This window comes from Flavobacterium sp. LAR06 (genome assembly GCF_041946075.1).
GTDB lineage: Bacteria > Bacteroidota > Bacteroidia > Flavobacteriales > Flavobacteriaceae > Flavobacterium.
The window spans coordinates 170652-178774 of record NZ_JAUTYT010000013.1; the positions used below are offsets into that span (position 1 = coordinate 170652).

The following is an 8123-nucleotide window of genomic DNA, read 5'->3' on the forward strand; positions in this document are numbered from 1 at the left end:
AATTCTGTGAAAATAAAACACCAATTGGCCATTTTTAATGCACTGACAAGATTGTTGGTGATTCTGGTTTTATGGTTAATGTTGCCAATTCTGGTTGAAAATGTAGTTTACAGGCACATTAATAATGGATTGGTTGAAAAAAAGAAAAAATTTATTGATCACCTAAATAAAAAAGAGATCGATGATTTTATCGAAAATTCAAATGATTCTACCGAAACGTATTCTCAGTTTTCAACTTTGCACAGTGAGTTTTTGGTCCTTTCTAAGATTACCGGGAAACCACATCAGAAAAAAACAACTTTCAGTAATGATTATCGGATAATTGACGGTGAGGAAAATGAATACCGAATCCTGCAGTATCATTTTACTTATGAAAATCAAGGTTATAAATTAGAAATAGGAAGCAGTTTAAGCGAAGTAAACGATCTTACTTTTATTATTCGATTGTTTATCATTATTGTATTGGTTGTTATTCTTTTAGTGACTTTTTTGGCAGACACTGTTTATATCGAATATTTGCTCAAACCTTTTTATAAAATTATTGATACGAAAATCAGGCGCGTCAACGAACCTGAAGCTTTTGATCATACTCCTATAAATGCAAAATCACGAGATTTTAGAGAATTAGATTTGGTTTTAAACCAGATGATGGATCGCATTGGAGAACTATTCAAGAAAGAGAAACAATTTATTTCAAATGTTTCTCACGAACTACTGACGCCAATTGCTTTGCTTAAAAACAAGTTTGAAAATTTATTGCAAAATGATTCTTTAGATGATAATGCGATTGATAAAATTGCGGGTGCATTGCGAACCTTAGATATGCTGAAAAAAATCATCAATAATTTATTACTGATTTCCAGAATTGAAAACAATCAATATGAAGCGAATGAGAAAATCAATTTTAAAGAGATTTTAAATGATTTGCAGGAAGATTTACAAGATCGAATTGAGGACAAAGAAATTCAGTTTTCAAACCAGATAAAACATGATTTTGTTTTCAGAGGAAATAAAACGTTAATCCATATCTTGATTTACAATTTAGTTACCAATGCTATAAAATATAATAAATCGCAAGGCAGTATTGTAGTTGAAGATGGTTTTAATAGTAGCCAATATTTTATTTCTATTAAAGATTCTGGTATTGGAATGAACACTGCTCAAATTGAAAAAGTATTTAATAGGTTTGCAAGAATAAGTTCTGATCAGGACGGTCAGGGTTTAGGGCTTGCCATCGCTGAAAGTATTGCTTTTTTTCACCGTCTAGAAATTAAGGTTACTTCTGAAATTAATAAAGGGTCAAGCTTTACACTTTTGTTTCCCGAAGTGCATTTGCATAATTAAAAGTTAAATTTTTAAAAGCACTTCAATCTTCATTTTGTCTTCATTTTCCGATTATATCTTTGAACTATAAATAATTAAGATAATAATCATAAAAACTTAAAGTCATGAAATCAACGATTCACGAAAACAAAAAAAACAAACTACAAAGCTTGAGTAAAAAATTAGTAATGTTAGCAGTAGCTGTTTTAGGAATAACTGCAATGGTAAACGCTCAAACAAGTCCAACACAAACAACCCCTGTAAAAGAAGCTAAAGCCCCTAAAAAAGATAAAAAAGCAGATAAAAAAGCAGATAAAAAAGCTAAAAAAGCAGAAGCTAAGCCAGAAGCGGCAAAAGCTCAAAAATAACAAGGCATAAGTTTATTTGTAAACTTTATTGTGGATTAAAAGGTTTAAAAAAAATTGGTAGAGAAAAGGCTGGTGAAGAAATTTACCAGCTTTTTTTGTTGTTAGTTGAGTTAAAATTTTGATAATAAAAAGCAATAAAATTTTCATTCTTTGTTACTTTGCTTAAAACTATACCTACATGATCCTTCGTTTTGTAATTCTTTGTGCTCTATTTCTATTTATTGAGTTCTATTCTTATCAGGCTTTTCGAACTTTAATCAAATTAAGATGGATTTTGATTGGTTATCAGGTTGTAAGTTTATTCATTTTAATCTTTATAATTTATTCTTTCTCACAAGTAGATCGTTCTATTGGGCAAACCAAACAGTTTATGTTTACTACAGGATTGATGTTGCTGGTTTATGTGCCAAAAATTGTAGTGACGCTTATTTTATTTGGTGAAGATATCTTTAGAATAGGAGCAAGTATTTTTAACTACTTTATTTATAATGCACCAAGAAAGGAAATGATGCCCGATAGGCGAAAGTTTATCAGTCAGATTGCTTTAGGATTGGCTGCTGTACCTTTTTTATCCATTATCTACGGAATTTTTGAAGGAAAATATAACTTCAAAGTAATCAAGCAAACAGTCTTTTTTCCTGATTTGCCAGATGCTTTTGATGGATTTAGAATCACTCAGATTTCAGATGTTCATAGCGGAAGTTTTGATAATCCTGAAAAGATAAATTATGCAATTGACCTAATCAATGAACAAGAAGCAGATATGATTTTGTTTACGGGAGATATTGTAAATACCCATGCTAAAGAAATGCATCCTTGGCTGGAAACCTTTAATAGAATTAGAGACTATAAGTACGGTAAGTTTTCTGTTTTAGGAAATCATGATTATGGTGAATATGTTACCTGGCCTTCTGAGAAGCAAAAAGATGAAAATTTTCAAGAGATTAAGAAGCTTTATGGGCAAATAGGATTTAAATTAATGCTAAATGAACATACTTATATTCAGAAAGGCGATGATAAAATTGCTCTTATCGGAGTAGAAAATTGGGGTGTTAATTTTAAAAAAGCTGGTGATTTAAATAAAGCATCGCAAAATGTTCATCAGGATGATTTTAAAGTTTTAATGAGTCACGATCCAAGTCATTGGGAAGCTGAAATTAAAGAACATCCTAAAAATTTCCATTTAACATTGTCAGGCCATACACACGGTATGCAATTTGGGATAGAAATTCCAGGCTATTTTAAATGGAGTCTGGCGCAGTACATTTACAAACAATGGGCTGGATTGTATGAGAATGTGGGTCGATATGTTTATGTAAATCGAGGATTTGGTTTCCATGCTTACCCTGGACGAGTAGGTATTATGCCTGAAATTACAGTCATTGAACTAAAAAAAGGTAACAATGTGGCTTAATTCGTTAAAAATGCTACATTTGTATTAATTATCTCTTTTTAATAGATTAAAAGAATTAAATTTTTGGTTTATGTCAAAATTTGGAGAACTTATAAATGCCCAAGTTCCAGTGTTAATAGATTTTTACACCGATTGGAACGAATCTTCTGTATCAATGCATCCTGTTATTAAGGATGTAGCTGCTGCACTTGGCGATAAAGCCAAAGTAATTAAAATTGATGTAGATAAAAATCAGGAGCTTGCTGAAGCCTTGCGTATAAAGGGGCTTCCTACTCTAATGATTTACAAAGAAGGACAAATGATATGGAGGCAATCAGGAGAACTTGATGCTAATACTATTATCGGAATTGTTCAGGATCAATTCAATATCTAATTAAAACTTTCCTTCTTAGTTGGTGTTGTTTTAGTGAATAATATCAAACTTATATCCGTTTTCTTTTAAAAAGTGTAAAGTTTTAGGTAAAGCAAATTTTAAATTGTGCGATGCTTTTATACTGTCATGAAATACAATTACACTCCCTGAAGTTACATTTTTGGTAACGTTTTCAAGACATTTCTCAGGTGTAATGCTTTGGTCAAAATCGGCACTTAAAACATCCCACATTACTATCTTGTAGCCTAAATTTCGTAAAATTTTAGATTGCGCTTTTTTAATTTTCCCGTAAGGAGGGCGAAATAATAAACCATTCAGCCTTTTTTCATTTGATAAAATAGAAGCACAGTTCTTTACATTCTCAATATAATCATTTGTTTGACTTTTCCATCCATTGATATGGTTCATGGTATGATTCCCAATAGAGTGTCCCTCTGCTATTAATCTTTCAAACAAAGATGAATTCGCATTGATGTTTTTTCCAATACAAAAGAAGGTTGCTTTTGCATCAAACTTCTTTAATTCAGATAAAACCCAGTCTGTAACTTCTGGAGTTGGGCCATCATCAAAAGTGAGGTATATTTTCTTTTCTTGATTTGGAATATCCCAACAATACTTAGAAAACACCCTTTTTATAAATGAATTTGTTTTTACCCAGTAAAAGCTCATTTTGAGATGATTTAGAGATATGTAAAAATAAAAAATGCAGCGCTATTTAACTAGAAGCGCTGCATTTTTTTAATCAGTATATTTTTCGTATATTATTATTCTTTTTCGCGTCCAAAACGTTCGAAAACATTTACATACGTATTAAAAGTGACTTTATGTTTTTCGTAGAATGCTTTGTCTTTATTATGCTCCATAACCTGTAAAAGACTTCTGTAGCGCTCAATGTCAGTAATAATATCCATTGCTAAGTCGGTTTGGTCACCTGGTGTCAATGTTGCATAATAATTTAAGTTCTCTTTATATTTCTGAACTAATTTATTTAATAAATCATGCGCTTTTGCTGTTTCACCAACTTTATAATATCCATTTGCAAACGGTTCTACCAATGAATAGTATCCATATTTATCCACAGGTAATTTTGTCATTGCCAAATTAATTACATTTTTAGCTTTGTCGATTTTACCTTCTGTAATTAATTGCTCACTTAAGCGAGATAAATTAGTGCGGTATGTGATGCTGTTTCTTCTTGTTTCAGGATCGTGGTAGATTTTATCACTATCACTGTTGCCCCAATCCCACTTCATTACAATGTCATACATTTTATCGGCATCAATCTGTCCCATATCCATTGGCCCTCCATCTTTTGATGGAACATTTTTAATTGGAACCAATTTATATACCATTCCATCTAATTGTAAATAATCTTTTAACCATAAATAATCTTCATCGTCAAAAGCACCTCCACTAAAGTAAATTGGTCTTTTCCAGTTATTATTGGCTAAGATGTCAAGCATCATCAGGCGATTTTTGTAGATCGCACTTCCTTTAATATCTATATCCATGTACGGAACGATAGAATCATTGTATTTAGGATTAACAACTTTGTTTTTGATGATTAGATTTTTATCAACTGGTACTCTGATTTTATTAGTTGGATAGAAATGAATCGTTTGTCCGTTTTGTAAACCTACAGTCGATTTTGGATTTTTAATAAAACTAATAAAGTCATTGATATTCCAACGGGTATCAATTTTTTGAATATAAGCTACATAATCCAGCTTATCTCCCACATATTCGTCGTGATTGAATGATATTGGTAATGGGTCAGATTCATATGATTTCGCTTTCATTTGGTCAATATACCAATCTGTCATAAACAGACTTGTATTTACAATTTTCACGTCTGTTCTAATGCCTTCAATTTCCTGTGCGTACCATAATGGGAAAGTATCATTATCACCAATGGTAAATAGAATGGCGTTTTTATCGCAAGAATTCAGATATGCTTTTGCCATTGCAACAGCAGTATATTTGTTTGATCTGTCGTGATCATCCCAGTTTTGAGAAGCCATTAAGATAGGTGCAGCTAATAAAGTTCCGACAATAATAATTGGTCCGGCTATTTTAGGCGCAATATATTTCTGGATGCTTTCGTATAGGGAGTAGACTCCAAAACCTATCCAGATCGCAAATACATAAAATGATCCTACAAGTGCATAATCTCTTTCGCGAGGTTCAAAAGGTCTTTCATTTAAATAAATTTTCAATGCTATACCGGTAAATAAGAATAAGGCTAAAAGCACGTAAAAGCTTTTAAGATCTTTATTAGCATGATACATTATTCCGATAAGTCCTAAGATAAAAGGAAGGAAGAAGTAAACGTTTCTCCCTTTGTTGTTTAAAACATCGGAAGGTAAATTGTCTTGAGAACCCAAGTGTAATGAATCAAGGGCTTTGATTCCGCTGATCCAGTTTCCGTCAAGGTTATCATATTTACCTTGTTCGTCGCTTTGGCGTCCTACGAAGTTCCACATTAAATATCTCCAGTACATGTATCCAAATTGATATTCGAACATAAAACTGAAATTGTCAACAGTTGACGGTTTTTCGATAATTAAATATTTGCTGTAGCTTCTTAAGAATTTAACGTAACCTTCGTTGTCGATTTGTTTTTGAGCATACGCTTTTCTGAATTCAGAAACGGTTTTTTCAACCTCATTTCTCAATTGGGCTGTAGCCTTATTGTATTCGTCTTCACTTAATTGGCTAGCATCAATTCCGTATTCAGCCAAATCATCTTCATATGGGTAATTAGGGTTAATTTTAAAGGCAGGAGGGCTTGTGAAGCTGATATAGTTTTGAATATGTCCGGTTTCGGTACTCCACATTCTCGGAAGAATTGTTTTTTGATTGTCGTCAGAATTTTGTTCTGCGTTTTTATAATTATTCGTGATGATATATTTACCAGTTTTATAATCTCTTTCGTAGTTTGGTTTTTTATCTAAGTATGGATTTTTTTCGTCAAGGCCAGCAAAAACTTCGGTGTATTGAGGGCCGTAAAATAATGGATTTACACCGTATTGCTCACGATTATAATAGGCTAAAACCTCAGTTGCATCAGATGGTTTGTTTTCATTGATTACGGTATTGGCATTAGCGCGTACAGGTAACATGATCCAGGTTGAGAAGCCAAACAGGATGAATAAAACACAAAGAATAATAGTATTGTAAAAAACCAATCCTTTTTGTTTTGTGTATTTTAATCCAAAATAGAAGAAAGCAATAAAAAGTAACGCGACAAAAATTGTTCCTGAGTTAAAAGGAAGTCCCATGCTGTTTACCATGAAAACTTCGGTTTTTCCAAAGAAGGCCATCGTTAATGGTAATAGTAATTTAAAAATGAACAACAAAATAGCAATTACTACTGCATTTGCAATGATGAAATTTTTGATTGTAACTTTTTCGTAATGTTTAAAGTAGTATAGAAAACCAATTGCCGGAATTGTCAATAAAGCCATAAAGTGAACTCCAAATGAAAGACCAACAACAAGTGAAATAATTAATAACCATTTATTTCCTTTAGGTTTGTCCATGTCTTGTTCCCAACGAAGACCAAGCCAGAAAAGTAAAGCAATTAACAAAGATGCCATTGCGTAAACTTCTGCTTCGACAGCATTAAACCAAAAACTATCAGAGAAAGTGTAGGCAAGTGCGCCAACAAACGAACTTCCTAAAATGACAATTGCATTGTTGTTGTCGATTTCTGTAAAACGAGCTACAATCTTTTTCAAAATCATAGACGACGACCAAAACATAAATAAAATAGTAAAGGCACTAGAAAAAACAGACATCATGTTTACCATCACTGCTACATGCTGATTATCTATAGCAAACATGGCGAAAAAGGCTCCCATCATTTGGAATAAAGGTGCTCCCGGTGGGTGGCCAACTTCTAGTTTAGCTGCTGTAGCGATGTATTCGCCACAATCCCAGAAGCTCATGGTGGGTTCAACAGTCAGTGTGTAAGTAGTTAAAGCGATTGCAAATGCAAACCAACCAATAATTGTATTCCATTTATTGAAATTGAATTGTGCCATATTTAGATGTTAAAATTTTGTGTGTTTTCTATTCTACAAAGAAAATGTTTTTTTGTGTAAAGAAACGAGCATTAACATAAAATTCTACAAAACTATTTAGCGAAAGTAACGTATTGTTTGTGAAATACTTGTGAAAGTATTGCGGCTTTTGAAGGAAAAAAAATAAGAAAAAAAATTTTTTTTTCGAGAAAAAGTTTGCGTAAACTAAAAAAAGCTTTAAATTTGCACTCGCTTAACAGCATTGCTGGTCTATGGTGTAATGGTAACACAACTGTTTTTGGTGCAGTCTTTCTAGGTTCGAGTCCTAGTAGACCAACATAAAAGCCTCTCAATTGAGAGGCTTTTTTTATGTGTTTATTTTTCGGTGATCTCAAAATTTCGGATCTGGAATCGGGTGTGAAAGATGAGTGTTGACTAAAGAAATGGGTCATTTGAAAATCTTTTCGACTTGGGATAAAAAAAATAAAAGGATGAATGGGGCTGAGGAGCAATGGTTTATTGATTTTTGTTAGTGCTTCTGTTGAAAAAGTTTGCGTAAACTAAAAAAAGCTTTAAATTTGCACTCGCTTAACAGCATTGCTGGTCTATGGTGTAATGGT

The 8123-nt window shown here is 32.5% G+C and carries 6 protein-coding genes and 1 tRNA gene; 5 read left to right on the plus strand and 2 right to left on the minus strand.

The features are described 5' to 3' along the window. The first annotated feature begins 6 nt into the window (after positions 1 to 6). The 4 genes from Q7C23_RS18625 to Q7C23_RS18640 all read left to right on the plus strand — a co-directional run bounded on the left by Q7C23_RS18625 (position 7) and on the right by Q7C23_RS18640 (position 3478). The gene (locus Q7C23_RS18625) at positions 7 to 1344 is read left to right on the plus strand and encodes a sensor histidine kinase (protein ID WP_375033912.1); all 1338 of its coding nucleotides are present in this window, start codon (positions 7 to 9) and stop codon (positions 1342 to 1344) included. 149 nt (positions 1345 to 1493) lie between these two features. Further along, entirely contained in the window at positions 1494 to 1691 is a 198-nt protein-coding gene (locus Q7C23_RS18630) for a hypothetical protein (RefSeq protein ID WP_375033913.1), read from the plus strand. Between the two features lie 178 nt (positions 1692 to 1869). Next, entirely contained in the window at positions 1870 to 3105 is a 1236-nt protein-coding gene (locus Q7C23_RS18635; protein WP_375033914.1) for a metallophosphoesterase, read from the plus strand. A 70-nt stretch (positions 3106 to 3175) separates the two neighbouring features. Beyond that, entirely contained in the window at positions 3176 to 3478 is a 303-nt protein-coding gene (locus Q7C23_RS18640) for a co-chaperone YbbN (RefSeq protein WP_026983729.1), read from the plus strand. A 30-nt stretch (positions 3479 to 3508) separates the two neighbouring features. Here the strand turns inward: Q7C23_RS18640 and Q7C23_RS18645 are convergent, their stop codons facing one another. Next, a complete protein-coding gene (locus Q7C23_RS18645) occupies positions 3509 to 4147 on the minus strand; it encodes a polysaccharide deacetylase family protein (RefSeq protein ID WP_072970526.1) in 639 nt (212 codons plus the stop codon). Between the two features lie 95 nt (positions 4148 to 4242). Continuing rightward, positions 4243 to 7524: a DUF2723 domain-containing protein gene (locus Q7C23_RS18650; protein WP_375033915.1), complete on the minus strand. Its 3282-nt coding sequence runs from the start codon at positions 7522 to 7524 to the stop codon at positions 4243 to 4245. Between the two features lie 245 nt (positions 7525 to 7769). On the opposite strand from Q7C23_RS18650, the gene Q7C23_RS18655 reads away from it, so the two are divergent. Next, a tRNA-Gln gene (locus Q7C23_RS18655) sits at positions 7770 to 7840 on the plus strand. Positions 7841 to 8123 lie beyond the last annotated feature (283 nt).

Excerpts from the sequence above, each read along its gene's own strand:
- Q7C23_RS18635 (WP_375033914.1), top strand. The coding sequence starts at position 1,870 with ATGATCCTTCGTTTTGTAATTCTTTGTGCTCTATTTCTATTTATTGAG.
- Q7C23_RS18645 (WP_072970526.1), bottom strand. The coding sequence starts at position 4,147 with ATGAGCTTTTACTGGGTAAAAACAAATTCATTTATAAAAAGGGTGTTT.
- Q7C23_RS18650 (WP_375033915.1), bottom strand. The coding sequence starts at position 7,524 with ATGGCACAATTCAATTTCAATAAATGGAATACAATTATTGGTTGGTTT.
- Q7C23_RS18640 (WP_026983729.1), top strand. The coding sequence starts at position 3,176 with ATGTCAAAATTTGGAGAACTTATAAATGCCCAAGTTCCAGTGTTAATA.